General features: G+C 45.7%; 21 protein-coding genes and 2 pseudogenes. 7 read left to right on the top strand and 16 right to left on the bottom strand.

Annotated features, from left to right (window positions below):
* From brxL to pcrA, 14 genes are all read right to left on the bottom strand, one after another.
* Window positions 1-2,067 (bottom strand): protease Lon-related BREX system protein BrxL, encoded by a 2,067-nt coding sequence (gene brxL / locus BQ7367_RS08345; RefSeq protein WP_072525018.1) that lies wholly within the window; start codon window positions 2,065-2,067, stop codon window positions 1-3.
* A gap of 18 nt (window positions 2,068-2,085) precedes the next feature.
* Window positions 2,086-4,725 (bottom strand): BREX-1 system phosphatase PglZ type A, encoded by a 2,640-nt coding sequence (gene pglZ / locus BQ7367_RS08340; protein WP_072525017.1) that lies wholly within the window; start codon window positions 4,723-4,725, stop codon window positions 2,086-2,088.
* A gap of 17 nt (window positions 4,726-4,742) precedes the next feature.
* Window positions 4,743-8,324, bottom strand: coding sequence for a BREX-1 system adenine-specific DNA-methyltransferase PglX (gene pglX, locus BQ7367_RS08335; RefSeq protein WP_072525016.1), 3,582 nt, complete (start codon window positions 8,322-8,324; stop codon window positions 4,743-4,745).
* A 64-nt stretch (window positions 8,325-8,388) separates the two neighbouring features.
* On the bottom strand, window positions 8,389-11,988 hold the full coding sequence (gene brxC / locus BQ7367_RS08330) for a BREX system P-loop protein BrxC (RefSeq protein ID WP_072525015.1): 3,600 nt from the start codon (window positions 11,986-11,988) through the stop codon (window positions 8,389-8,391).
* 13 nt (window positions 11,989-12,001) lie between these two features.
* Window positions 12,002-12,589, bottom strand: a complete 588-nt coding sequence (locus BQ7367_RS08325) for a DUF1788 domain-containing protein (RefSeq protein WP_072525014.1) — start codon at window positions 12,587-12,589, stop codon at window positions 12,002-12,004.
* A 120-nt stretch (window positions 12,590-12,709) separates the two neighbouring features.
* Entirely contained in the window at window positions 12,710-13,330 is a 621-nt protein-coding gene (locus tag BQ7367_RS08320) for a DUF1819 family protein (RefSeq protein ID WP_235837576.1), read from the bottom strand.
* Between the two features lie 69 nt (window positions 13,331-13,399).
* Complete coding sequence (locus BQ7367_RS08315) at window positions 13,400-13,672, bottom strand: helix-turn-helix domain-containing protein (protein ID WP_418435560.1); 273 nt, start codon at window positions 13,670-13,672, stop codon at window positions 13,400-13,402.
* 179 nt (window positions 13,673-13,851) lie between these two features.
* Complete coding sequence (locus BQ7367_RS08310; RefSeq protein ID WP_072525013.1) at window positions 13,852-14,133, bottom strand: hypothetical protein; 282 nt, start codon at window positions 14,131-14,133, stop codon at window positions 13,852-13,854.
* Between the two features lies 1 nt (window position 14,134).
* The gene (locus tag BQ7367_RS08305; protein WP_072525012.1) at window positions 14,135-15,106 is read right to left on the bottom strand and encodes a ParB N-terminal domain-containing protein; all 972 of its coding nucleotides are present in this window, start codon (window positions 15,104-15,106) and stop codon (window positions 14,135-14,137) included.
* On the bottom strand, window positions 15,093-15,881 hold the full coding sequence (locus tag BQ7367_RS08300) for a ParA family protein (protein WP_072525011.1): 789 nt from the start codon (window positions 15,879-15,881) through the stop codon (window positions 15,093-15,095). The genes BQ7367_RS08305 and BQ7367_RS08300 overlap by 14 nt, the downstream gene beginning before the upstream one ends.
* Window positions 15,882-15,922: 41 nt before the next feature.
* Window positions 15,923-16,165, bottom strand: a complete 243-nt coding sequence (locus tag BQ7367_RS08295; protein WP_072525010.1) for a SymE family type I addiction module toxin — start codon at window positions 16,163-16,165, stop codon at window positions 15,923-15,925.
* A gap of 214 nt (window positions 16,166-16,379) precedes the next feature.
* A complete protein-coding gene (gene rlmD, locus BQ7367_RS08290) occupies window positions 16,380-17,819 on the bottom strand; it encodes a 23S rRNA (uracil(1939)-C(5))-methyltransferase RlmD (RefSeq protein WP_072525009.1) in 1,440 nt (479 codons plus the stop codon).
* Between the two features lie 179 nt (window positions 17,820-17,998).
* Window positions 17,999-18,238, bottom strand: coding sequence for a hypothetical protein (locus BQ7367_RS08285; protein WP_072525008.1), 240 nt, complete (start codon window positions 18,236-18,238; stop codon window positions 17,999-18,001).
* Window positions 18,239-18,358: 120 nt separating this feature from the next.
* The gene (gene pcrA / locus BQ7367_RS08280) at window positions 18,359-20,599 is read right to left on the bottom strand and encodes a DNA helicase PcrA (RefSeq protein WP_072525007.1); all 2,241 of its coding nucleotides are present in this window, start codon (window positions 20,597-20,599) and stop codon (window positions 18,359-18,361) included.
* Window positions 20,600-20,770: 171 nt separating this feature from the next.
* Here pcrA and BQ7367_RS08275 point away from each other — a divergent pair, with 171 nt between their 5' ends.
* Complete coding sequence (locus BQ7367_RS08275; protein WP_072525006.1) at window positions 20,771-21,373, top strand: DUF1836 domain-containing protein; 603 nt, start codon at window positions 20,771-20,773, stop codon at window positions 21,371-21,373.
* Between the two features lie 41 nt (window positions 21,374-21,414).
* On the opposite strand, the gene BQ7367_RS08270 is transcribed toward BQ7367_RS08275, so the two are convergent.
* A complete protein-coding gene (locus tag BQ7367_RS08270; RefSeq protein ID WP_072525005.1) occupies window positions 21,415-21,714 on the bottom strand; it encodes a YerC/YecD family TrpR-related protein in 300 nt (99 codons plus the stop codon).
* A gap of 121 nt (window positions 21,715-21,835) precedes the next feature.
* Complete coding sequence (locus BQ7367_RS08265) at window positions 21,836-22,561, bottom strand: phosphatase (protein WP_072525004.1); 726 nt, start codon at window positions 22,559-22,561, stop codon at window positions 21,836-21,838.
* Between the two features lie 141 nt (window positions 22,562-22,702).
* On the opposite strand from BQ7367_RS08265, the gene BQ7367_RS08260 reads away from it, so the two are divergent.
* The 6 genes and pseudogenes from BQ7367_RS08260 to BQ7367_RS08235 form a co-directional block, all read left to right on the top strand.
* Window positions 22,703-22,909 (top strand): hypothetical protein, encoded by a 207-nt coding sequence (locus BQ7367_RS08260; RefSeq protein ID WP_072525003.1) that lies wholly within the window; start codon window positions 22,703-22,705, stop codon window positions 22,907-22,909.
* Window positions 22,910-23,070: 161 nt separating this feature from the next.
* On the top strand, window positions 23,071-24,150 hold the full coding sequence (locus BQ7367_RS08255; RefSeq protein ID WP_072525002.1) for an MFS transporter: 1,080 nt from the start codon (window positions 23,071-23,073) through the stop codon (window positions 24,148-24,150).
* Between the two features lie 153 nt (window positions 24,151-24,303).
* Window positions 24,304-24,780 (top strand): annotated as a pseudogene (locus tag BQ7367_RS08250) (ABC transporter substrate-binding protein); the annotation flags it as partial.
* Between the two features lie 163 nt (window positions 24,781-24,943).
* Window positions 24,944-25,867 carry a hypothetical protein gene (locus BQ7367_RS08245; RefSeq protein WP_072525000.1) on the top strand — a complete coding sequence of 308 codons (924 nt, stop codon included), beginning with the start codon at window positions 24,944-24,946 and terminating at the stop codon, window positions 25,865-25,867.
* A 30-nt stretch (window positions 25,868-25,897) separates the two neighbouring features.
* Window positions 25,898-26,230: a transposase gene (locus BQ7367_RS08240; RefSeq protein ID WP_072524275.1), complete on the top strand. Its 333-nt coding sequence runs from the start codon at window positions 25,898-25,900 to the stop codon at window positions 26,228-26,230.
* Between the two features lie 62 nt (window positions 26,231-26,292).
* Window positions 26,293-26,512: pseudogene (locus tag BQ7367_RS08235) on the top strand (IS3 family transposase); the annotation flags it as partial.

Below are 26,512 nucleotides of genomic sequence, written 5' to 3'. Positions count from 1 at the left end.
TTACTCAACCCCCAAAGCCTTAAACACCGCATCCTCCGCACTCTGATACGGAATTAATTGGAACGCACTCATCAACTCCGGCGGCACCGTTGCAAAATCTACAAACGATGTCTGCGGAAGCAGCACCTTCTTTGCACCAGAATCCAGGCACACTTGCAGCGTATCCGCCAGGTTATCCGCCTTGATCAGCGTACCGCTGATACTGATTTCACCTAGGATCGCCGTGGAACTCTGCACCGGTCTTCTCAAAGCGATGGAACACAGTGCAATCAGCGTCGGCAGAGCCAGTTTCCCGGTCATACCGATTCCCTGCAGATCCTGATAATTGATAATGTAATCCTTCTGCGTTGTACTGATGGAACCACTGATTCTGTTACCGTTCGCCTTCAGATAATTGAAAGCTGTATTGGAAGATTCTTTCGCGTCACGGTCAGATCCCAATCCTGTCCGCTCCAGCTTGCCATTGCCCGGAAGCATCTGGCTTTCCAGACGGAACACTCCGATCATTCCGGACTTTCCCCGTGATACAGTATAAACCTGTCCCGGATTGCACAGCCCTTCAGGGATCAGCTTGCCGCCGCCCTGCTCAGGCACCGAAACATAATGCTCGGACATATCTTCCAGATCAATATAAGAAAAGTTCACATCATAGAACTCCATGCCACCCAGCTTCTTCAGCTGTTCTTTAACGCGCCGGCGCATTTCCAGAGAAATCTTCAGGATCTCTTCCAGCTGCTCTTTTGTATATTCGCCATCCGGATACATGAGCTTCACAAGACCGCCCACCATCTTCCGGACTGCAATCGTATCTCTCTGATTCAGGTTCCTTCCCAAACGGAAATACTCATCCAGAGCATCCCCATACTGCTCTTTTCTCAGTTCCCGCAGAAACTCAGCCAGATAATCCGTGATGAAACCATAATCATTTGTAAAATGCTCCGGCCGAAACTTCGGAATCTCCCAACCAGGAATATAACAATGTATACGATCCAGAAACGCTGTATCCGTTCCCATCTCCGGCGGAAACGGATCAAACAAACTGGAAGTTTTCAACAGAACATCCACACTCTGATTAATATTTCCCACAAAGACCATCGATGCGGAGGCCGCCTTCTCTTCCTTGCCTCTGGCAAAGGATCCAGACGCCATATAATCCTTCATGATCTGGATCCCATCTTTATCCTTAAAATGAATACCGGCCACCTCATCAAAAGCAACGACATCCCACATACCGACAAGGCCAATTGTCTTCCTTCCCATGTTATAGAAAAGATTGGCCACCGTGGTCTGTCCGCCGGATACCAGAATACTGTTCGGCGATATTTCTTTATACAGATGGGACTTACCCGTGGATCTCGGACCCAGTTCACACAGATTGAAGTTATTCTCTACCAGCGGAACCATACGTAAAAGAAGCAGCCACTTCTCACGTTCAGACAGAGTATCCGGCTCCATACCGATCGAACGCATCATGATATCCAACCACTCATCTTCCGTGAAACGTTTCCTGCCTTCCTTCAGTTCATCAATCTCCACATGGGGCATCTGGATCGGCGTCAGCTTCCGGATCTGTACCGGCATTCCATTCTTCTTTTCTTCTTCCACATACTCGTAATCAAGCTGGACAATACACCAGATACCGCCGCAGAGCAGCCGGTCAAACTTCTCCGGATATTCATCCTCCAGGAGAACATTGTCGATGCCCAGATTGGAGAAGCTTGCAATATAAATATTCCGCTTCATGTCCAGCCGTGCCGTAATCATATCGATAACAGTATAGCTTCCTTTTTTCCTGAGCTTTGACAGAACTTTCTGCGATTCATCCGGACGGACAAAATTATCCGCCAGGATCCGCTTCACATTCTGTACCCCCTGCTCAATGATAGACTCATCATCGGAACTGCAATACTGACCAAGAAGGAACTCCAGCACATACACCGGCACGTTTGCCCCTTCCTTGATCTTCTTCGTCAGATCCTTCCGGACGATCTTTCCGTCAAAACTCTCACGGAGTTTGTTCTTTATTTCCTCACGTTTATCTACAGCATTTTCAGCGATAGGCTCCATATATTCTCTCCTTCCGCCTTAACTAAAGAAATCAAATTCATCCACCGCAAAGGCAATATCTATCTGGAACTCTTCCCTTGATACAACCAGACCGTCTGCATCTGCGATCACGAGATAATAGATTTCCTTGTTATCGTATTTCAGCGACTTCAGATTGAAGCTGCACCGGAATGTCCTCTCCTGTCCGTTGTCACTGGTCTTATCTGCAATGATCTTCGAGATGTCGCTGATCTGCTTTCCATTGCTGTCCGTGAAATACAGCTGATAGATCGCCGCCTCACGATTATCCCCCACCGGCTCTTTCTGATAGAAGTTCAGTGAGAAGATCATATTGCTGACTTTATGTGTTGCCGACAGGAGACTTACCTCCACCGGCTTCGTATCATACTTCTTCTGGTTCCTCTGATACTGCTTGCTCTGATTTCTCAGAAAATGATAATCAATGACCGGCACGACCATTTCCTGAAGGCTGATTCCGCCATGAACGAAATTAAGGCCGCTGCCGTTCATCTTAATTCTTATATTTTCCTTCGGCGCAAAAGCATCATACTCGGATGTTCCGCCCAAAAACTGAATCTTCTGCAGATAATCGGGATCCGAATCCTTCATCATGATGGCATAGCGCCTGCCGTACTCCACAATACGATTGACAAATCCGGTCTTGTCGATTTTGTCATCCTCGGTCAGCGGACTATAGGTATAGAGGAAACCATGATCCGCGGTAAACAGAATATGCGTCGCTCCGAAATCATTGCAAATGATCTTCGTCAGGTTCTTTAATTCCTGAATCGCATCATCGCAGGCCGGGAACACCATCGTATCGGATGTATGGCTTGCCTCATCAATCGTATCATGATAGATATACACAACATCCATTCCCTTTACCATTGCGCTTCGGTCAGCCCTCTTCGCATTTACCAGATCTTCGTATTTTACTGCCACGCTATTCGGCTTCTCCGCTTTCAAGATCCTATCTCTGTATCCGGCATCCGTTGAAACGCCGTCCGCCATAACCTTCAGAACTTCACCATGCAGCTCCACTTCCAGTTCCTTATGCGGAAGCAGCGCAGCCATGCCGAACTTCGTGATAGTCGGGAAGATGCCCTGAACATCCTGAAGCTTTACATCCGCCTGCGTCTCACGTCTTAACTGTTCCGCAAGGGAAGCTGCCACTTCATACCGCAAAGCATCGGAAATGACAACAAATACCCTGCTGTCCGCATTGTCAATGCGGTTTCTGTAGAAGTCTGCCTGTTGTGGCACTTCCAAAATCCGGCCATACTTTGCCAATTCCTCAGAACATACTGCCTGCCAGTTACCGCCCAGCTGCCCCAGGAACCAGTTCTTATACAGCCCTTCCACCTTCTCCATGACAGAGCGGAACAGGTCATGCAGATCGGAATTGTATTCCTTCAGGCTTTCCCCATAGCTCTTATGGAACAGACGGTAATAAGTATCCATCTTGTAATACTCAGAAGTATATTCTTTCCAGACCTTCTTCGCCTCAGCAGAATGGAAGCCTGTCGAATGCTCTTTATAGAACGCCTGCATGTTTGCCACCTGCAGAATTCCCTCGTAATAATCCTTAAATGGCTCATAGTTTACGCACGTCCGGCGTTTCTCTACTGTCCGCTTGATCACATCTACATCAATGAGATGATCTCCGATCTCTGTCATCAGCTTGATCAGAATCACTTCATCCAGACACGGAAAGACTTCCGTATCCACCAGATCACTGACCTCCAGCTTCATGAACCGCTGCGGCAGCTTCAGTTCATCTTCCACAGACTTTGCAATCTCTATCAGCTGTTCCCGATCTTCAGCATGGAGCCAGTCAGAAATAAAATCAAAGCAGAACGCCTGATGCGGCGAGGAAATGAACTCGTCCAATCCCGCCAAATGTTCCAGCCTCATCGTCCTTGTGGTTGCTGTCAGAAGCATATGTGTTGCCAGCATCGCAATATCCGGCTGCTCAGAAACGTGGTCCAGACCGCCCTCTCTTCCGGCTCCACCGGAATTCACCTTGTAGCCAGATCCCTGGTTCACCATACTCCAAAAAGCCTTATCCGCACCATAATTAACAAACTCCTGATACAGATCATTCGTGTCGGTGTCCATACCGGCCTTCAGCACTTCCTTGATGATCGCCGACGGCGTGACATCTTTAATGCCGCCCAGAGCACCCATCACAGCTATGTGCAGCTGAGGCGGGACGCTTGGCACCTTGTTCTGGCTTGCAATTTTATCTCTGCGCACCTTTGCTTTGAAAAACTTCCGGTAGTCCTTCACCTGTTTACGCATTGCAGGTGTTGACGGAATCCCCATCTCGTCCATCCAGATAGAGATCAGATCCGCCCGGAATTCTTCGCTATACATTTCTATATCCAGAAGCCAGTCATCCTCCGGCTTCTCATAGGACAGCGGGCAATATATCAGAAAATTGTTTGTGGTATCGTCCACCGAAAGAAGCTTTTTCACTGCAAAATTATTGGTTCCGGTCAATGCGACCAACTTTGCATTATTCAGCGCAACCTCATCCAGCCTCTCACGGAACTCTCCATCTTCATCGTACCAGAATATAATACGACGCTTATAGAATTCCGGCAGTGGTGCGGCAAACCGTTGATTTAATTCTTGTATGATCTTATCCGAATCCATACTGGTACCTTCCTTACTTACTTTATCTTCGCAAGCACATCCTCGAATATCGCATAATTATGCTTGACGCCATCGTCCAGATTGATGCTGATCATCTGATCTGCAAGGTGATGAATCTTTTCTTCATAAACACGAATTTCTTCCGACTGCGTCTGCAGCTTATTCAGTTCTTTGTTCAACTTTACACGCTCGCCGGTAGCTGCATTGTCAATACGTTTTTCCAGATCAGCCATCGCCGTGCGGTAGCGGCTCTGCTGTTCATGGACATAATCCGTGCGTATGCGGGCAATAGTATCCGGCTGATAGCGGTGCATATAAATCAGAGCCTTAAACCCATTCTTCTTGCCGCTGTCAAACAGCCAGTAAATCGGGCGTTTCTGATAAATCTTGCAATGGTCTTTGTAAAAATCATTCAGGAAATAATTCCGAATCACATCTTTTGGCTGACCTTTGCCGCCCAGGGCATCGGCAATGAATTTGATATTTTCATGCAAATTATCTGTGCCGTAAACTACGCTTACAAATTCTATAAATTTGTGAACAATATCATCAACAAAATATTCATCATCACAAATAGGAATGATATTATCTTGATCCGGAAAGAAATGTGTCTTGCTATAAAAAGACAGAATTTCCGGTTTTCCTTCAGCTATCCATGCCATGTTTTCATAGTCATTATAATTCCAGTTACCGCCAGCATATATCACTCCCTCTTTATAAATAGAGTAGCGCCCAAACATACAACCAACCGCATAGGAAATGAAGGAGCGAATGTCTCTGCCAAGGTCAGCCTTGCGAACGGTAACATCTTTATCCTCAACTTCCGGTGTCAACTCATCCTGCAAACCGTAAATATCAATGAAGATACGGTTCAGTTCTTCCTCATTGGCTTTCAGTTGGCTAAAACGGTTGTCACATTCAGCCTGCCATTGGTCAAAGGCTTCAGCAATAGTAGAAACTTTGCGAAGCAAAGGATGCCGCTGAAAGTCCCATGAGGTTTCAAAATCATTCCATTCCGTTTCTGACTGCTGAATATTTTCATCTACAAGAATTTCAACCCTTTTTTTTTGTGATTTATCAATGCAAAATGGAAGTACTGCAATATCCCCCGGTTGAATTTTAATGGTAGGATTTAATACCTTTAATAATGGTTTTGCGACCTTAGAACATATAAAACCCATGCCATATTTAAGAATATCGTGTGGCAAGAATAACCCTGCACTCGCTGAATCAAAGATAAATCCTTTTGGAGAATATCTTAATCCAACATTTTCCGATGAAATTCGAGACCATGTTGCATACTCTCTAAAATTATAATCAATATTATAATTATGAGATCTAACCCTTCCTGTTTTTTCATCTTTGTAATTCATAATCTCTGAGCCACCATTTGCCCAATTTATGACATATTCACAATTACCATACCATTTCCTATATTCTCCACCTTTATGATGTGGAAACCATTTCTTTGTAGATACTACTGCATCCTCCTGTGAAGTACATCCAAAATCAATATCATCTTTTTTTACTTCAAACCACAATTTTAAAAATAGCTCATTATTAGCCGTTGTAACACCCTCTCGTGTTTCACCCACCGTTGAAAGTGATGGAAAAGAAAATACATTTAAGAAAGATTGTGACAGCCAATAAGCTATTGGCGCACCAGGAATCTCTATAAATTGTTGCTGATTTACGTAAAACATACTTTTCTTTGATAAAAATTCCTTTTCTTTTGTGAACTGGTTATTTGCTTCCACCAAGCGGATATATGCTCCATGATATCCAAGGACTAAACTTTTTCGCAAAACAAAACTGGTTGTTTGCACTACCTCTCCCCCAATTTCCTCAAAGGCTCTTGCGCCCAGATGAGCCATATTAACAACATCCGAGCCATTCAGCAAAACCTGCCGCATTTTTTCAAAACTCGCCAAGTACATCCAACTATGTTGTGTAATCATCGCCTGAAATCTATGTTTTTTTACCATGCTTCCGCACTTCGCAATAAATACGGAATATAAATCAGCTTTAGCAATAGCAAAATTATTCTTTATATATTGATTTACTTTTATATCAGCATTAGAGGTTGACATATATGGCGGATTTGTCACAACCGCATCATACTTCTGCGCCAGTGCTTCTGCTATCTGCACCAGCGGCAACAGTTCTCTCAATGCCGTCTCTCGGGACATATTTATATCTTCCGTAATCTCCGCAAAGCGGTCATGCAGTGCAGACCAATCCTGCGGTGTCACAGTCAGAATCGAGCCGTATTCCTTTGCATCATACAGTTCGCTGAGAATGGTGTCCATAGCCGATTTCAGCTTGGCATCGCCGTTGCAGAAATAGTCCACGGCAAACTGATCTACATGATTGCTCTCCTCAATGGCATATACATGTGGTTGAATACCTCGACTGAAAAAACGGCGGTCATACTGACGGGCTTTCATCATTACCGCAAAGTATGCCAACTGTACCGCACGCTCATCAATATCCAGACCGTAAAGATTGTTCTCCACAATGCTTGCCACTGCTTCACGGGTCGTATAACCGTAGGATTCATAAATCTTCATCAACACATCGAACATATACGCAAGGATATGACCGGATCCACAGCATGGGTCGATCACTTTCAACTGATCCGGTGTCAGTACGGCGTATTCCTTGCGAACCTCATCCAGCTGTGCCTGCACTTCCGGCTCCTGCTCGGCTTCTTCCAGATAGTAGTGCCATTTGGTATCTTCCGGGGTGCGATTTCCTTTCGCATATGCAGACTGTTCTTCCTCCGTTGGCAGAAACTGCTCCTTCACGTCCGGGTGTCCCTCCAGCCACAGACGGCCAAGACTGTTCTCTACCATGTAGCGGACAATCCAATCCGGTGTGAAAAGCTGGGTTGCTGCTGGAATATTTTCTTTTGTGATTTTCACATTCTTTTTCAGTGCTGCGAAAATATCGTCCTTTTTCTCGCTGTTATAGTATTGATAAAGCCACCCAATAATCTGAACCTGATCCGTCCAATCTTCTTCCGGAATCAATGCGATCATCTGCTCAATCACACTTCCCTCACGGAGAAGATAATCCGGCAGAAGCAGTTCCGTATAATCCTCAATCTTCTGAAACATACGCGGCAAAATACCGGACAAAACATTACACTGAGTGATCAGAAGATACTTATAAAGTTCTTCCGTCTTGTTGGCATCCTTCAGTTCAAAAACCTTGTCCATATCCAAACCTTCCAGATCCAGCTGTATCGCATCTGCCAGAATCTGCGGCTTGAACCTGCCATTCTCGTTGGTGAAAACTCTGGTATGACTCGGCAGATAATTGTTCACTTCCATGAACCGAAGCGCGGTAAAACGGTTGAACCAGGTATAGGCAACCTCTTCCATCACCTGTTCAAACCCATCCTGATTGATTTTTGCAATCAATGCCTGTCTCTGCTTCTTTTCCGCTGCAGTAAGCACCCTTCCACCGATGCTATCTGCGTCCGCGGGAGTAGTTTTCTTCTCCGTAATTTCATATTGCTCTGTCTTCTGTGTGACGCGCGTAATCAACTCCTTACGCGCCCACACCGCATACTTCTTTATCGCATTTTTATCCATAAGTTGACTCTTCCTTTACTAAACTCCACATAGGTTCAGCTAGACAAATCAAAGATTTACTGCCTCACTTAAGTTCGATACCGTCTGATCCCTTCAGTAATGTCTTCAGCTGCTCTCTCAGTTTGTCCACATACGCATCAATTTCCGCATCGCTTTCCAGCCTTGCCGCCTTCAAAAGCGATTGACGGAATATCGGCTTATACGTCTTCTTCGCAGCCGGCTTCACAGGATTCACGGGCTTCGGAGCAACCGGTTTCGGCGGCCGTTTGCTAAACTCGATCTTGGAAACAGCATCATCCCGGTAATTCCACATCGGAATCGGGAAGCCTTCCATCAATGCCAGACTTGTCGTCTCCGCAATCTTTTCCTTCTGCTGTCCATAGTACACATCAGCCTTGTCACTGATTGCCTTGGCTGTCGCATTTCCATCGTCTAACGCCTGATGGATCTCCGCCATACACTGACGGACTACTTCCAGAAGCTCTGTGCGCTTTTCTTCCAGCATCGCATCATGGGAAGCCTTTACCTTCGCCATCAGAGCGTTCAATTCCGGAATCCTCCTATAATCATACTTCCCATTGGAAGGAATCATGGTAATCAGACGGATTGTGTTCAGCTCTTGGTTTGCCTCTTCATCCTTCTTGAGATAATCCAGGTCATTCCTCAGATCCTGCTCAAACTTCACTGCTGCATCAAATACGGAAATCTGCGTCTTGAAAAAGGCTTCCACATTCTGCATAGCGTCCTGCGCATCATACAGATTGTCTTCCCTCTGAAGGACACGCTCGATCAGAGCCACGTTATCCTTCTGCTGTGACAGCACATCTTTTATAATTTGATGTGCATTGCTGACCACATTCCTGTCCGGATACTTATGACCCTCGTATTTTTCCAAAAGATCTTCATAATGCTTCTGCAGACCTTCAAACTTATCAATGATGAAATGGATCAGGCCGTCTTCATCCGCAGGAACATCCATGAGATTGAAGTAATCCCTCAGAAAATCCTTAACCGCCTTCATCCTTGTTGCAGACACCACCTGTCTCTTGGAAATCTGCGTCTTCCCGATCTCGCTCTTTTTCCTGAGCATATCCGGAAGTTTCGGATTGTTCGGCTGCACCGTTGAACCGGCATATTTGATCGTCACTTTCTGCCCTACAATCAGCAGAGCCACGACAGCCGCAATATCAATCTCACGCCATCCATAAGGAATCGCTTGGTATCTTTTCTGAACATCCGCCATGGAAGTCGGCAGATGCTTTCTGTCCTGCATTTCCAGATACTCTTCCACCTTGGCAGCAGCATCCCTGTTCGGCTCCGTTCCCGGAAGCATCGTGACAGCGCCAGTCAGAAGCGCCAGAATATCCGCATCCGATTCAGCATTCTCCACGATCAGATCCAGGTCGCTGTACACGTGGGACACCAGATAATCAAGGGACTGGTCAATGACACTCTTCGCCTTGCCCTTCTTGATCTCATAATCCCTCTTCACCGGATCCTCTTCCTTTGAGGAAACGGCTGCTGCCTTGATCTCAATTTTCTCACCGTCCACATAGAACTGCGCATTGGTTATGGCGTCTGCCAGATCCGTCTGTGCAGATTGCTCATATTTATCAGCTTCATTCTGATAATTTGCAATGATGTCTCTCACGCTCTTTGGAAGCTGAGCCACATTCCTCTGCTTCACATACTTGCGGATCTTCATTGCATTTTCCAGCGATTCATAATACGGCGTATCAGACAATACCACAATAGACTGGCCTGAGGATTCTGTCATCAGGCGAAGTTCTGCCTTCTCCTCAGGATCCGCTGCCACAGTCATGATCTTCAGTCTCATGCCGCCTGTCACCGCTCCGACCGTGGTATGATCCACCATCTGGTCAAAGGCAAAGTCATACTTACCATAGCGGAACTTCTTTGCTGTATAAATATCGCCGAATACCATATGTGCGATACGCTCTACAATCGCCGCGGTATCAACCGGCGTATTCTTGATTTCTCTCTGAATATCCTGTTCTTCATCCGTCAGGAAATTATAAGTATCGCCCGTGCGTCCGATATAGTTCTGGCTCATCAGGCGGTCAAGGGATCCCCTGACCTGTTCCCTCATGATGATCTTATCCATGCGGATATCATCCGCCATCAGGATAACGATATTGTCCAGATTCGCCTTGATATCATCGATATAGCGAACCAGATATAAAAGCTTCAGCACGGCCACATCCTGCTGTTCAATGCCGGCATTCGTGTCAGCCGCCTTCTGGCAGCGCTCGATCACCCGGCGGATAGAACTGTCAAGGAATGTGTGAACCGTATCGTAGAAGAGATAGAACGGCGCCAGCGCGAACTCATCCTTATCCTCGATCTTCTGCGCCGCTTCCTGGAATCCGGACAGCATGGAACGCTCCCCACCGGACAGATGCTTTCCGGAATTGCCGTGCTTGCGGATCTCGGCAAATACCTTCTGCATGATGATGAACTGATACGGTACGAACGGGAAGTCCCTTGCAAACTCTCCCGGGCCATTAAAACCTTTAATATCCAAAACCGCATCACCGGCAGAATAATTAAAACTGAACAGATTTCTCAGCACGGAATCATTCTCATTATATACCTGTTCCAGCTGCGGTGTTATCGCATCCTTCTTTCTGAGGATACGCTTCTGGATCACTTCATCCGCAGAGGAAGACGTCAGGGACAGCCTAGTCTTGAATCTCGCCTGGATACGTGAGAACTGATCCTGTCTGGTCTTGATGATTTCATCGATCGCTTCCTGTCCGGTACATACCACCCAGATCTTTCCGTTGCACTCGCTTCCGATCTTCTCCACAAGCGACTGCAGGTTCATCAACAGATCAATGCTGTCGCCCACATACTGGCCAACCTCATCGATCATAAACAGCAGTCTGAAATTTTTCGGCTTGGCATCCACGTATTCCTTCATTTCGGATACAAGCTGTGCAATGGAGGTCTCAACGGTCTCCGTGCCGTCAAACCAGTTATGAGCGGCAGTCTCGCTCATACCCAGCACTTCAACCAGAGTATCTACCACATCATCCTCGAAGAATGCGAAAGCATCACGGGATTCTACCCATGGGGAACCGTTCTTTTCTTCAAACACTCTGCGGAACTCTTCCGTCTTTCCCTTTTTATCAATAAACTGTTCCATCTTCGCACACTTCAGGTTCTCACCATAAAAGCCCAGATAGTTGTAAAACATCTTCGCAAATACACGCAGAACAGCAGTTTTATCCTTATTGATGGATCCCTCGATATCTATATTGAACAGGATCGTGTCGGTTTCTCCGCGGATCGCGCTTGCGATCTGCATGAAAGTCGCTTCATCATCAAACTTCTCACGGAAATAATCCTCAACCTTCTTTCCATCCACTTCCTTGTTTTCCAGAAGGTATGACAGCATTTTCAGGAAATGAGATTTACCACTTCCGAAGAATCCTGAGATCCACACGCCCACATCTGCTGTCGGCTCCCGAAAAGATTCGGCATAATTATTGAAGAAGGTGATCATGTGCTTACGGATATCCCGCGTGATGACATATTCCTTAACTTCCTGCTTCAGTACATCAGCGGCATCCTGGTCTACCTTAACGACGCCATTGATCTTACGGTCGATGTCGTCATAAAACATTTCCTGTATTCTCATTTGTCAGTACCTCCTACAATACATGATTATTGGAACCATCAATTCCAATAATATTAAATGCGCGGTAATATGGATTCGGTTCCAGCTTATCGAACAGACGCACAAATCTTCCGTCATATGTTCCCGGATACATCACCAGAATCGGGATATCCGGAAATTCAGGCTGCAATGCTTCCAGAAGGGAATGAATCCTCATAAACGGAAAAACCTCCCCCACGCCGGTCAGAAGCAGCACATCCCCCGGCTCATGCGGTTCATACTGCATCTTCTCCACAAAGCTCTTATTATTGGCAAACTTCTGCAGATTATGGAACAGGAACTCTTTTCCTTTCTTTTCTTCCATCTGCACTGCCTTTTCCGTGATACGCTTATCATCACAGATAGACAAGAATACCTTGTACAGATTTCGCTCAATCAAATGGCAGTCCAGAGACTGGTCTACAATCAGCTGCTCCGTAAAATGCCTGACGATCATTTCATCCTGGGCATCATAACAGAAAATACGAATATTCACCTCATTGCTGAGTCCCTTACCTTCCAGAAACTCCGGCTTCTGTATCTCTAATTTCAGATTATCCAATCTTTCGTTTATGTTGTTCATGTTCTCCTCCTCTATCATCATTGAGCGCTTGTCGCTCAGTGCGCGAAATGCGCAGATTGCGAAGCAATCTTTCCTTTGCGCATTTCTGCGATCCGCCGGAGGCTTTCAGTGAAGCCTGCTTCACTGAAAGCAGTTGAACGCCGCCAGTGCCCTGTCGTCGTTGTTGCTTCTTATGGCATTCTCCAGCACTGGATTCAGCCATACCGGATTGATGTGATCCGCCTTGATGTCATCCAGATACTCATTCTCCGCAAGCACCCGGATCAAAATCTGGCGGATTTTCTTCATCGTACTCTCACTCCATCCAGCCACATAATCATCCTGTTCCTGAAGCTGCATGAAAAAAACATTCACATCCATCTGGCTGAAGGAGAAATTCTGCATCCGGTATTTCTCACCGATCACCGTGATCATAAAATCCCATACCAAACGATACTGTTTCATCATCGCATATAAACAGATTTGCTTTGCTGCATCCTGAGGCATTGCCGCAACTGCCGCTATCAGGCTTTCATCCTGAAGGCCATGCAGACGCCGGATACAAGTCTTAGCCATTTGTCGGATGGATTTCTCTGTGGGGTATTGGAACAGATTATCCTCTACGATCCGTTCCTCCACATCTGAATCACTTAACCCTTCCTCCATCAGTCTTGCAGCAGTCCGCATCTCATAAAACATAAATTTCTCTCTTGTGATCTGGCCGCTTCCCTTATATGGGCTTACCATCTGATTTCCCGCCATCCGCTGCTTACCTTCCTTACATTCCCATTCTAATTATTACAAGGTTGCTGTCCCATAAAAATCCCTGATCTATTCCGGATCATCTTCAATAAAATCAATGATGTCCCCTACATTACAATGCAGCACCTGACATACCTTCATCAGCACTTCCGTGCTTACCACTTCGCCCTTAGACATTTTCGTCATCGTAGCCCAGCTGATCCCCGCTTTCTGCTGCAGATCTTTCTTCATCATATCTTCATCGATCAGCTGCTTCCATAATTTTTTATAGCTTATTTTCATGCCGTACACCTCATGTCCGTCATCTTCAAATTCTTTTACAGGAACTAATTTATCAATCAATTTTCAGTATATCACAGCTCCTCAATTTTCACAACGAATAATCTTTAGTTTCTCAAGAATGAACATCAGCTAAAAGCGATAACAAGATATGAAATTAAAGACTTACTTTTCTCAATATCAGGCATAAAAATCAGACAGCACCACAGGCATCTCCTACAGTGCTGTCTGCTAATACTTTATCATCTGCGGACCGGCCGCCGGCCGTTCAACTGGAACGCATCATGGGCTTTGATCTGCTTTACCGCCTGGCTCAGCGTGCTGCTTTTACTGTGCAGATGATACGGCAGTTGTCCATTATGACGATGAAATATGATCACCTTTCCTTCTTCCGGATACTCCGGATTATGCAAATACCAGTAGTGCCCGGTATTTTTGCTCATCAATGTCAGATCATAATCATTTGCCATAATAATGTTAAAATAGCCCCGATCCAGTCCCTTTAATTCCCTCTCTGAAAACACTTCACACCGCCTTTCCAAAATACATTCTCAATGCTTTCTCCATGATTTCAGAAACATCTGCTTCGCCAACATCCGCCAGATACGCATTGTAAACTCCTGCGTCAATCCATATCCTGACTGTCTTCTTCTCAGCCATAGACTTCTCGGAGCATCGGAACATAGTCTCCGCTGCCTCCCGATCAATCTTCCCGGTCCGTTTCCGAAGCTGCTCCGCCTGCTTGGGGCGAATCTTCTTGCCTTCCTGCTCCGCAACCTGACAGATCAGATCCTGCTCTTCTTCATTCAAATAGGACAGATGGACCGCCGCCATAAAGGGCAGCCTTCCATCATCCACCTGTTCCTTAAACTCCGGAATCAGATGATTCAGGCGCATCAGTCGGGAGACAGAACTTCCTGACAGTTCATATTCCTTTCCAACGCTATCCCTGCTCCTCAACTTGTGGTCACAGTGACCACAAGTTGATTTCTGTGATGCGCCTTCCAGAGCAGCAATCTCTTTTACAATATCATTCCGTTTCCCCTGACAGGAAATCTTCTCATGCCGTTCCTTCAGCACTGCCGCCTTTTCTGACGGCAGGAGATCTGTAAAGGACCGCTGGATCAGGTTCGTCTCGATCACATAGACATAAGCCTCTTCCTCTGACAGCTTATCCTTCACAATAGCAGGAATCTCCTTCAATCCCGCCAGTTTGGCAGCATTTGCCCGGTTATGTCCGGCCAGCATCTCAAATCCCTTTTTTGTACGTCTTACGATCACCGGATTCAGGACTCCATGCTCCCGAATGCTCTGCACCATATCAGCCAGGCGTTCTCCCTCATACAACCGGAAAGGATGGTCGTAAAACGGCGTGATCTTATCAATAGCAATCTGCAGAATACCATTTTCAGACACAGCCTTATCTACTGCCATATCCTCCGTCAGTAAATCCAGGGCATCCTGGAATACCTTCCGTTTCGGGCTATTCGCTTTCATAACCTGCCACCTCCCTCGCCAGGCTCCGATACATTTCACACACCTTGCTTCCCGGCGCATATTCCACCAACGGCTTACTGTAATAAATAGACTCTCCCACTTTGACCGTGTTCGGGATCACGCTCTCAAAAATCCGGATCTGTCCTTCAAACGCTCCCATCACCTGTTCTGTAATCACCTTGCAGAGATTTGTTCTGGCATCACACATTGTCAACAAAATACCTGCAATCCGGAGTCTTTCATTCAGCCGGTTCCGTACTTTCTTTATTGTCCGGATAAAATCCTGAAGCCCCATCATAGCCAGGAGCTGCGGATTGACGGTAATCATCACTTCATCTGCTGCAGCCAGCGCATTGATGGTCAACGTTCCCAGCGAAGGGCACGTATCCACTATCACAAAGTCATACCGATCCCTGAGCGGCTCCAGGATACTTTCCAGAATCTTCTCCGCCCCCATCTCCATCCGCAGCCTGCTGTCCACAGCAGACAGCACCATGGATGACGGGATAAAATTCACACCATTTCTTCTCTGAATAAACTCCGCCGGATCCGGCTGTTTCTCATCTTCCAGCTGACTCATCATCAGATGCCCGATGGTCAACGGTACCGCCGCCGGATCCTCAATTCCAAAACAGGTGGAAAGATTTGCCTGGCTGTCAAAATCTACAGCCAGAACCTTCTTCCCCATCTCTGCCAGACAATACGCCAAATTCCAGGAGCTTGCCGTCTTGCCAACTCCCCCTTTAAATGATCCGCACATCATAATCTTACCCATTATGCACACTGCCTCCTTTAACTCTGATTTTCTTATCATTCTCAGTTTCCGTATTTTTTCACGCCCTCCGCAACCATCTGGCTCACTCCGGCAAACTCCCGCTGCTCGTCTTCAGCCTTGGAAATCACCAGTTTCCCATCCTCACACTTCACCACAATCGCATCATCAATCTCGAATCCCCAGTCCTTCAGCCACTGTCCCTTCAGCATGATAGACGGGATCGTCTTATACTGATAACCGCTCTGTCCACAGACCTTCATATTTCTTACACTCTTCTTTGCCATAGAATTGACTCCTTTCAGATTTGATCAGACCTTAGAATTATTACAGACTTGCCTCCATCACCATTTTTTAATTTTCTCTGCCCAACGGCACCACCTCCTCGAAGTTTCGACTACGCACCCAACGCTAAAAAAAGCTGCTGACACGTTTTTCTCTAACGCATCAACAGCTTCTCAACTTCGATTCCGTATACTATTTTCAATGGCAGATAGGCTTCTATTCTGCTTTTTCCGCATCCCTAATTCTGCGGTAATCTTTCATATCTATACCGATCTTTACCGTAGTGTCAGGTTTTCGTTTGCCCAAGAGGCACACAGTCTCTATATGAACCGTTTGACAAAACTGATCCACGGCCGTTATTTTCTCCACCCGGTACCCTTTCATCTGCATCATCTCCAGATCCCGCGCCAGGCTGGTCATCTTACAGGAAATGTATACGATCCGATCCACACCGTAGTCCAGAATCTTGGGAAGAGCCTTCGGATGAATTCCATCCCGTGGCGGATCCAGCACGATCACATCCGGCTTTTCTTTAATTTCATCCAGCACCTGGAAAACATCGCCTGCTATGAATTTACAGTTGGAAATTCCGTTTCTTTTGGCATTTTCCCTCGCCGCTATAACCGCCTCTTCCACGATCTCCACTCCCACCACCTGTTTTGCCACCGGCGCAAGAACCTGGCTGATGGTGCCGGTTCCGCTGAACAGATCGAATACAGTCATATCATGAATATCCCCAATATATTCCCGCACGGTCTCATAAAGCACTTCCGCTCCTCCCGTATTTGGCTGAAAGAAAGAAAATGGCGTAATCTTAAACTCCAGTCCCAGAAGTTTATCATAAAAGAAATCCCGGCCATACAGGATACGAGTTTCGTCACTCTTCACTACATCTGACAGAGAATCATTGAGGATATGGAGGATGCCGGCGACGCTCCCCTCCAGCTTCAGATCCAGCAGCTCCTGCACCAGCGGGCCAAGGTCGTGTTCCTCCTGCGTCGTGGTGACAAGATTTATCAGGATCTCTCCTGTCGCGCCTCCCCTTCTGACCAGCAGATGCCGCAGATATCCTGTATGCTGCATCTTCCTGTAATAACTGACATTCCTCTTTCGAAAATATTCCAGCACGCAGACAAGGATCCGGGTCATATCCTCATGCACCAGCCTGCAGTCCGCGGCAGTCAATACATCATAAGTACTGCCTTTCTTATGAAGGCCCAGTGACAGCGGTCCGTCTTTATATTCATCTCCAAACGAAAATTCCATTTTATTCCGGTAGCCGAACTCTCTTGGGCTTCTTTTTATCCCCTCAAACAGATATGTGCCTTTTACGGCTTCATCCATGATCCGTCTGATCTGGCCTTCCTTCATTTTCAGCTGATCTTCATAGGCCATGGTCTGATACATACATCCCCCGCAGGCCGGGAAGATACCGCACACAGGTTCCCGCGTCTCAAGAGGAGACCTTTCCAGCACCTCCACAAGCCTTCCTTCTGCGTTTCCTTGGCGGATTTTATTGATCAAGAAACGGACTTTCTGCCCGGGGATCCCGTTCTTGACCACGACCTGCCTGTTCTCTTCCGCCACGGATACAATCCCTTTGTTCGGAAAATCAACTCTCTCTATGATTCCTTCATAAATCTGTCCTTTTTTCATTACTGATCTCCAAATTGTCAGAATATTATCCTCGATAGGGGACGTGTACCTTTTAAAAGGTGCCTGTCCCCTTTTAAAAGGTACACGTCCCCTATTGAAACTTTACAGCAAAACAGACAGGGTGCAGCTTTCTACATCCTGCCTGTATGTTCTGTTCTATCTCTTACTACTTAAGTGTATTACACCTGGTCATCTTCGCTGAAATAATCATCAAAGTCATCATCGAAATCATCTTCAAAATCTTCCAGATAATCCGGTGTAAAGAAACGGTATACCGCATATGCGATAGCCGCCACCGCAGCGACTACGCCAATTATGGCGAGTACCCAGATCACTGTATTCTTCTGTTTGTCTGCCTCATTTCTGTGCAGCAGTTCGCTCAATTTTGATTCAGCGATAAGCTCTTCTACTTTGCTCATAATACCCGTCCTTTCCCTGTCCCTAAGGACAGCTCTTGCTCTCTGATTATTATAACACTAACATTTTCAGATTACTACTGATTTATTCCAAATTCTGAAAATTATTGCTCTGTCCAATCTTTACCTGGCCCCATCATCTGTAATCCGGACCAGCTTGGCAAACATGGCAAACATTTTTCTTATTCCGGCAGTATCAAATTCGACTGTCACCTCATGGTCACGTCCTCCATCTTTGATCTCAAGCACGGTCCCCTCTCCAAATTTCACATGCCGCACCCGGTCTCCAACGTCATAGGTCAATTTCCCGGGCTTTTCCGCAGTCAGCTGACTTCCCTTCTTCAGTACGGAAAATACCCCCTTCCCAACAGATGCCTGTTTCGACTCCGGTCTATCCATAAAAAGGGGCTTTACAGGTCTCTGACCGGCACCGGTATCTAACAGCTCTGCAGGGATCTCCCTAACAAACCGGGACAGCTTGTTATACTGTGTCTCACCGCGCACCATCCTGTAGCGCGCGCAGGTCAGCGTCAGCTTCTGCTCTGCTCTGGTGATACCCACATAACAGAGCCTGCGCTCCTCTTCCAGTTCTTCCGGATCATCTCCTGTAACCGTCATATAACTGGGAAACAATCCGTCTTCCATACCGGCCATATACACATGAGGAAATTCGAGTCCTTTCGCACTGTGCAGTGTCATCAACACGACATAATCCTGATCTTCATCCAGGCTGTCAATGTCAGCCACAAGAGCCACTTCTTCCAGAAAACCGCTCAGATCCGCAGGTTCTCCTTTATCTGCACAATCTTCCTCATAAGCGGCCGCTTTATTCAGAAGTTCATCGATATTCTGGATCCTGGTCTCCGCATCTACCGGATCATCCGCCTCCAGATTTTCAATATATCCGGTCTTTTCTATGATCTCATTCAGCAGATCAGTCAGACTTTCTCTCTCTGCCTGTCCCTTGAAATATTCGATCAGAGCCGCAAAAGAATCCAGCTTCGCCCCACTCCTTCCAATCCCTGCGATCAGATCCGGCGCCAGCAGCGCTTCATAAAAACCGATACCGCGGGCGGTAGCTGACTCCTGGACACGGTTGATCGTAGTCAGCCCGATCCCCCGTTTCGGCACATTGATGATCCTGCGCACAGCCAGGTCATCCTTCCCGTTGTCCACGGTCTTCAAATAGGCAAGGATATCCTTGATCTCCCTGCGGGCATAGAAATTGATTCCCCCTACGATCTTATAGGGAATATTCATGGCCACAAACTTTTCCTCAAACAGACGGGACTGTGCATTGGTCCTGTACAGGATGGCATTGTCATTGTAAGATGCACCTTCCCGGACACTTTTCCGGATATCCGAAGCAATAAAGTCCGCCTCATCGTAGCCGGTATCGAACTGTCCCAATCGGATCCTGTCCCCGTCTCCGTTCTCCGTCCACAGAGTTTTTTCCTTACGTCCCCTGTTGTTGCAGATTACATGGTTTGCCGCATTCAGAATATTGCCCGTAGAGCGGTAGTTCTGCTCCAGCCGGATGACCCGGGCATCCGGATATTCTTTCTCAAAATCAAGGATATTGCGGATATTCGCGCCCCGGAACTTATAGATCGACTGATCGTCATCCCCGACAACACACAGATTCCTGTATTTGCCTGCCAGCAGACGGATCAGTCTGAACTGCACAGTATTCGTATCCTGATATTCATCTACCATAATATAACGGAATCTCTCCTGGTAGCTTTCCAGCACATCCGGCTGAGTGTCCAGCAGCTGCACTGTTTTCACCAGAAGATCATCGAAATCCAGAGCATTATTCGCCCTAAGCTGCGCCTCATACTCCCGGTATACCTTCGCGATCTTTAGCTGAGAAAAATCTCCTCCGGCGTTCAGTTCAAACTCCTCCGGCATGACCATCTCATTTTTGGCCGAAGAAATAACAGAGAGGAGCATCCTCTCTTTAAACTGCTTCGTGTCGATCCCACATTTCCGGCACACCTCTTTCATCAGAGTCTTCTGATCATCTGTGTCATAAATGGTAAACCGGGTGTCATAGCCCAGTCTGTCTATGTATCTGCGCAGGATCCTGACACATGCCGAATGAAATGTACTCACCCAGATGCTCTCTGAACCGAACCCTACCAGATTGTCCACCCGCTGCCGCATCTCGCCCGCTGCCTTGTTCGTAAATGTGATAGCCAGAATATTCCAGGGATTCACACTCTTCTCCCGAATCAGATAAGCGATGCGATGAGTCAGCACTCTCGTTTTACCGGAGCCCGCTCCCGCAAGAATCAAAAGAGGTCCGTCTGTGTAGAAAACAGCTTCTCTCTGTGGTTCATTCAAAGTTTCATATATATCCATCTATGTCTCCTTTAAATATATCCTGCATCTGTCTGTTGATCCGCAGATTTCTGATCATCTGCGTTTCTGTTTATTATCGAACATGTTTTCGTCAAAGTCAACACATTTTCGTCACTTTTCCCTTGCTATATAGTTTTGAATACTATATAATGGAAGCGCTGAGGTGATACTATGAAAATTGATACAAATGATATACTGAAGAGTATCCTGGAGAGTCTGGACCATGTAGATTATATCCGTCCCGAAGAAATCCCCAATATTGCTCTGTATATGGATCAGGTCACCACATTTATGGACGAGCATTTTGCCTCTACAAAACGATATGAAGAAGACAAGATCCTCACCAAGACCATGATCAACAATTACACGAAAAATAATCTTCTGCCACCTTCTATAAAAAAGAAATATTCCAAGGAGCATGTCCTCCTGCTTATTTTTATTTACTATTTTAAAAATATTCTTTCCATCAAAGATATAGAAATTATTTTAAGGCCTTTGAAAGAAAAATATTTCTCAAATGAAAATAACCCGAAACTTTCTGACCTTTACAGCGAAATCTGCGCAATGGAAAAAGCCCGCATCGAACCTCTCAAGGCTGCCGTGAAGGACGCTTATGAGCAGTCATGTTCTGCGTTTCCTGACATGCCGGATGGCCCGGACAGAGAAGAACTCCAGCTTTTCTCTTTCCTGTGCAGTCTGAGTTTTGATGTTTACTTAAAGAAATCCATGATTGAAAAAATCCTCGATGAACTTGCACCAAAAGAGGATGCCTGAAAAACTTCAGACATCCTCTTTTCTATTCTTATCGGAATCGTTTATTCCCCGTCATCCAGCCCGATCCTCTCAAACACCATATCATAACCGTCATTTCCATAATTCAGGGAGCGGTTTACCCGGCTGATCGTCGCTGTAGAAGCTCCTGTCTTCTCCGCGATCTCAAGATACGTCTTTTGTTCCCTCAGCATTTTGGCCACTTCAAATCTCTGCGACAGTGAAAGAAGTTCGTTGATCGTACAGATATCTTCAAAAAATGTATAGCACTCTTCTTTATTTTCCAGACTGAGAATTGCTTTAAAAAGATAATCTACCGCTTCTGTCCTTATCTTCTTACTCATAATCGTGTTTCTCCTTTTCAAGCCTGCGGCCCAAATACAGCAAAATGCCGGCATTGTCAGATGATCTTCATTTCAAACTGCCCCTATATTTTAGCACACTAAACTTTTAAAGTCTACCTCTTTATAGTGTTTTATAAAGATTTAAGTAAGGCTTCAGCTTCTCCAGATTCGTATTGACGATCAAATCTTCCGGGAAATCGCAATAATCAAGCACTTCCCTGACAAAAGAGAAATCAGCGACCTGCACATCTATATGAGCATCACTGCCTACAGTCACCGGTACCCCATGCTTCTTGCACAGGTCAAGGATGACCAGTGTGTTCTTTCTGGCTCCTGCCCGGACTCCATTTGGATTCAAGGATGAATTATTGATTTCCAGAAGAGTTCCTGTCTCTTTTGCCATTTTAACCAGGACCTCATAATCAACAGAAAATCTCCCGTCATCCGGATGGCCGATAATGTTGATATAAGGTTTACTCATCACTTCTGCATAGGCTCTCAGAGTTTCTTCCGGAGTGTGATCCAAACCATAGCACGGAGGATGGATACTTGCCACTACAATATCCAGATTTCTGCATACCTTTTCCGGAAGATCAATGGTCCCGTCCGGAGCCATGATATTTACTTCCGCTCCCATAAAAAGCCGGACCCCGCTCTCTTCTCTGGGCACGATCCCCAGATTATCAAAGTAAAACATCCCGCATGAACCCGGCATTTCCGGCGCATGATCCGTGATGGCCAGGGCCTTCAGGCCCCTGGACTTTGCCGCCGCCGCCATTTCCTTTATTGTACTGTAAGCATGGCCGCTGGCAATCGTATGAGAGTGTGTATCCACTAAAAAATTCATCAATATACCACCTTTCCACATGTATTTTTCAAACGAAATCTTTTCCAAAAACGTCTTCAGCCGTAACCATCTGCTATTATACCATACTTCCCTCAGAATACAATTTATCTTATCCGGAGATAATAACCGCGAGGTGAAAAAATGAAAAAAGAAATAAAAAAAGAAAAAAAGAAATCTATCGATGACTATGATTATCTTACTAACGCGGCTTCTGCTATGGACTGTACAGGACTGATCCCATCACTTCCGCAAAATGATGAGGAATTAGAATCTTACAATGACATCTACCAGTTTCAGCCACATACGAAGCGGAAACATTGTGACAGACAAGGAAAAAGTAAAAATTAACTTTCTGTGCCTCTCTGCGCTCTTAGGATCCCATGACAGAATCCGAGGATAATTTACAATTTTCGAGCAGATCTTACATTTTTTCGTTGTTCTTGCCCTCTCATAATGTTATAATAAATACGTTGTAGATTCTGTCCAACAAAAGAGAGGAGTATAGATATATGAAGTGTCCAATATGCGGAAAAGATCTTGAACTGCGCACAAAACAGGTCGGCACTGGCGAAAACGGTGATCCTGTCTATAACGAGTATGCTATCTGCCGCGATTGTAAAAAACAGTGGAATCTTGATAAACAGCGTGCAAAAAAAGCGGCTCAGAAAAAAGCGGCCAAAGATGAAATTTCGGATAAAGAACTGAAAACTGCCGCTCCTAAGCGAAAGTCTTCTGCCACTGCTTCTTCATCTGTTTCTTCCTCCGGCAAGAAAGCGGCTTCTGCAAAGTCTGCGGGTCAGAAACCTGCCGATGCAAAGGCCACCGTCCGCAAAACTACAGATCAGAAACCCGCTCAGAAAAAAGCAGCCGCCACAAAAACTGCTGCAAAAAACAATGCCGGAGCTTCTGACGAAGAAAAACGTTACAGTAATATTCCGCCTGAAAGGGTCCGCACCAAGCATGAAAAAGCGGCCAGAAAAGGGTATGAGGACATGCTTGCCACCGGAGCAATAGGAAAGCCTTTAAAAAAGAAAGCCCGGCCGGCAGATGAGACAAAAACTATTTCCAGCGCTGCCCCGGCTGAAAAAAAGGCGTCTCACGCTAATGCTTCGTCCAGAAAATCCGAGCCAGAATTTGATGAATACGAGGATGATTATTACGATGACACTCCGAGATTCCGCCCTATGCGCATCCTTCTCGGCATCGTTTCACTGCTTGGATTCGGCTATTTTATTTACCGCGGATTTGCCGCCGGGCTGACATCAACTGCAGAAGACGGATCCACTTCCGGACTGATTTTTGTCATTCTGTCTCTCTGTATGCTGGTAGCCGCTCTGCTGTATTTAATTATGCAGAAAACAAATTCTGTATTTGCATTCCTTCTGCCTATGTTATTCTATCTCGGCAGCGGAGTGCTTGCCTTCCTCAACAGAGGAGATGACCTGCAGCTTCTCATCGCCGCTGTAGCCGCGGCCGTACTGGCAGTTATATCACTGATCCTGGCCATCACTTCAAGGGGCGGTGGAGATTACGATGATGAGGATGACTACGATGATTCCTTTGAGGATGACTATGCGGATGATTATTGATGTTTTATCTTATTTCTGAAATATGATCGTTCATATGAACAGGATGTATCCGATGGTACATCCTGTTTTATTTGTACCCTGTTTTCACACCTTTTTCATTCTTTGCTCATATATTATTATGAAATTCATAGAATCATATGTTATGGAGGAATTATGAAAAAGCGTATTATAGCATGCCTGACTGCCGCTGTATTTGCTCTGACGCTTCTGGGCGGCTGCGCCAAAGGCACGGCCCAGCAAAAGGACTCCCCGGACAGTGCCGCTGCAAAGCAGACAGAAAAAGAACTGACGAAAGTCACTCTGAATGAAGTTGCTCACTCTATCTTCTATGCACCTATGTATGTAGCAATAGAAGAAGGATATTTTGAAGATGAAGGGATCGATCTGGATCTCGTATGCGGGTTTGGCGCCGACAAAGTTATGACTGCCGTAATCTCCGGTGAAGCAGAAATCGGGTTTATGGGTTCTGAAGCGTCTATCTACACTTACAGTGAAGGCGCTACAGACTATGTGGTAAACTTTGCCCAGCTTACCCAGCGGGCAGGGAACTTTCTCGTGGCAAGAGAGGATATGCCGGATTTCACATGGGATGACTTGAAAGGGCATCTCGTCCTTGGCGGCCGGAAAGGTGTTGTTCACTAATCAATGTAAATCTTGAATCTATCGTTATTATATGTAACTGGATTGATGGTTTGACTAAGGCAAAAGCCTTGCATTCAGCCTATCAATAGACTTTTTACCGAAAGGCGTTCCTTAGTTGGAGCGTCTTTCTTCACGTTAGGAGGAATTTACATTGAATAAAAACTTTTTAGAACACTATATGAAAACCAAACCGGAAACAGATGAACAGAAATATATTTTCCTTGTTGATAATCAGGATTTAGCATTTTCTTTGATAGGTGCCGGATTCCTTACTGTTGCTCTGCTTCCTGCGGAAGACGGATATCATAGTCTTGAGAGTTTCGCAGCATATATGGAAGAAATTGCTTATGCTGGAACTTACCAAATGGATTACTGCTATGTAACGGCTTGTTACGGCAAGAAATATAATGATTTTCTGGAACAAATGCTCCATAAAAATTTTCTAACAGTCAGGCAGGGATGGTATTTATTTAAAGAAAAGAAATATCTTCAAAAACTGGAGCATATGCAAGAAATAAAATCTTTACTTGGAGACTATATTAAGCGCTTTGAACGCAGACCAGACGATACACCAGACTTAAACAGATTTCATCGTTTTAATGAACAGGGAAAACGGATTGGAGTATTCGACATGGAAATTGTGGACCATCTGATACAGACGGTTCCTTTTTTTATGCTCGGAAGCACACCCTATATCTATGAACAAGGATGTTACCATGAAGATCGTAATGGGATTCGCTTAAAATCTCAGATTCAAAGGCTGATATTTCGTGACTGCATCAAAGCAACTACGATTCAGGGCATTTATAATCTTCTGATATCACAACCACAGGTGCAGAAACGTTTTTCTGACCTAAATAACCAACCATCTTATTGGGTGAATTTCCAAAATGGATATTTTGATGTGATGGAGTGGAAAATGATTGAACATGACACGAAATATCTGATGATTAATCAAATACCTTTTTCTTTTTATCCAGAGCAAGCGGAATCTGCCCTCGAAGGTGGAGCTCATATCTGCAAGTATTGGTGTGGTATAAAAAAAGTTGACAGCTTATTCTCAAGGATTTCATAATAAAACCAAGAGAATAAGGAGGTATTCAAAGTGGCACGTAAATATGACCATGAATACAAAGTACAGGCAGTGAAACTTGCCAAAGAAATCGGCGGCGCTAAGGCTGCTAAAGAATTAGGAATCCCTGAAGGAACCATCCATACATGGCTGAAAGCTGTAAGAGCTGGTAAGCTGGATGTTGGGGAAGGTTCCCATACCCCTGCCAGTGCAATGAGCCTGTCAGAAGAAATTACCATGCTGCGTAAGCGGGTGAAGGAGCAGGATAAAGAAATCCGCCGCCTGAAGGAAGAAAATGAATTTCTGGAGGAAGCCAGCGCTTTTTTCGCCGCCAGCCGTCGGAAGTCAGCAAAAACCAGAGAATGATCTTTCTCGCTTTGAAAACAGAGGACGGCAGGATTACCGGAAAAATTTCATTTTATTGCCGGATGCTTGGTATCAGCCGGCAGGGCTTCTATAAATATCTCGCAAACAAAGACCGTCCATGGAAGTACCAGGATCTGGCGGATGCCATGAAAGAAATCATCAGCGAGGATGAATGTAACGATACTTATGGACGGATCCGGATGTATCAGGCGCTGTTGCTGAAGCAGCCGGAAGGCGTACATATCCCCAGTGAACGGACCGTATACCGGGTTATGGATCAGA

This window comes from Clostridium sp. Marseille-P3244 (assembly GCF_900120155.1).
In the GTDB taxonomy this organism is placed as follows: domain Bacteria; phylum Bacillota; class Clostridia; order Lachnospirales; family Lachnospiraceae; genus Mediterraneibacter.
Note: the sequence above shows the minus strand (reverse complement) of the source record. Positions and strands in the feature narration are given on the sequence as shown.